The organism is Tropicimonas marinistellae (assembly GCF_001509585.1).
GTDB classification, from domain to species: domain Bacteria; phylum Pseudomonadota; class Alphaproteobacteria; order Rhodobacterales; family Rhodobacteraceae; genus Tropicimonas; species Tropicimonas marinistellae.
Genome location: NZ_LNCI01000035.1, coordinates 1 through 1382, shown reverse-complemented (window position 1 = coordinate 1382; position 1382 = coordinate 1). Strand labels below are relative to the sequence as shown.

At 55.3% G+C, this 1382-nt stretch carries 1 protein-coding gene; it reads left to right on the top strand.

Annotation, left to right across the window (positions count from 1 at the left end):
* Positions 1–403: 403 nt before the first annotated feature.
* Positions 404–1153: a BRO-N domain-containing protein gene (locus ARC39_RS25095; protein WP_068119614.1), complete on the top strand. Its 750-nt coding sequence runs from the start codon at positions 404–406 to the stop codon at positions 1151–1153.
* Positions 1154–1382: the final 229 nt, after the last annotated feature.

Below are 1382 nucleotides of genomic sequence, written 5' to 3'. Positions count from 1 at the left end.
ACTGGTAGCGGAACCGAGCGTGTTGTCGGTCTTCTCAGAATTGAGGTGGAGAAGACCTCGACCGATAAGCGGCCACAACACAGATCATGCGTTGGTGAGCAATGAGAAGCCGAGTTTTCTAACGCTAACGCGCGGGTTCTCGCCGATGATTCGGTCAGAGTGATGACTATCGATGCGGATAGAACACAACACGAACTATCGCGGTGGACTCGCGACAAACGGTCTCGTATTTTTGGAATCAGTGGGTTGGCCGGGACTCTCCTCCACAGATCATCCCGGCCTGGAATTTGAAAACGCGTCGCAGCGCGTCCTCCCACTCACAGTATGCTTGTCTTAGCCTACGTAATCAAGGGCAGTCAAGCGGATCGCTGCGGCGCAGAATGCCCGAAGGAGGGGCAGCGCGATGCAGTATGCAATGCAAGTCTTCCAGTATGAGGACGACACCGATTTTCGTGTAATCGATAGAAATGGCGAACCTTGGTTCGTCATGCGAGAGGTCGCCAACAAGCTTGGTATCAAAAATCCATCGGACATCTCTGCCAGACTGGATGACGATGAAAAGGGGGTCGCTCAGATCGATACCCCTGGCGGAAAGCAAAACGTTCGCATCATCAATGAGTCAGGGTTGTACTCGGCAATCCTCGGCTCATCCAAGCCAGAGGCGAAGCGCTTCAAGAAGTGGATTACCTCTGAAGTCCTTCCATCCATTCGAAAGACTGGTTCGTATGGCGGCCGCATCCCGGCATTCATCAAGCGCTTCAATGAGAACTGGGACAGGGTCGAGCCTGGTTACTTCTCTGTCATATCGGAGTTGGCCTACCGTCTCTGGGGGCGCCTCGAAATGGTTGGCCATATCATGGCGGATCGTGCACCAAATGGCACAGAGAATCGCCCGGACGTCAGCGTCGGACGTCTATTCGCCGACTGGCTCAGAAAGTACCACCCTGACCATGCCAATCGCCACAAGTTCTATACTCACAAGTGTGGCGAATGGGAGGGCGAAGCGCGCCAGTACCCTCAAGACATGCTGGCTCTATACATTGAGTTCGTTGACACCGTCTGGATCCCCGATCACTCGGAGCGGTATTTCAACACGCGCGATCCTGCGGCCCTTCCTTATCTTCCGAAGTTGCTGCCGCGCCCGGCAGCCTAAGCAACTTGGCCGGCCCTGTGGGGTCGGCTTTCTCGGTAGCCACGGGCGCCCACTCGAATGTGCGACTATGGTGGCGAGGTGTTCTCGAATCCCCCCCCGAAGTGCTGCTCAGATTCTCGTCAGCCGACTGCCGCTGTGGGATGAACGGCAAACAAACCTGTAAAACGGCCTGTAAAACCGTCCATCCGGTTTACTGCTAACTAGTGGTCGGGACGGCAAGATTCGAACT

Excerpts from the sequence above, each read along its gene's own strand:
- ARC39_RS25095 (WP_068119614.1), top strand. The coding sequence starts at position 404 with ATGCAGTATGCAATGCAAGTCTTCCAGTATGAGGACGACACCGATTTT.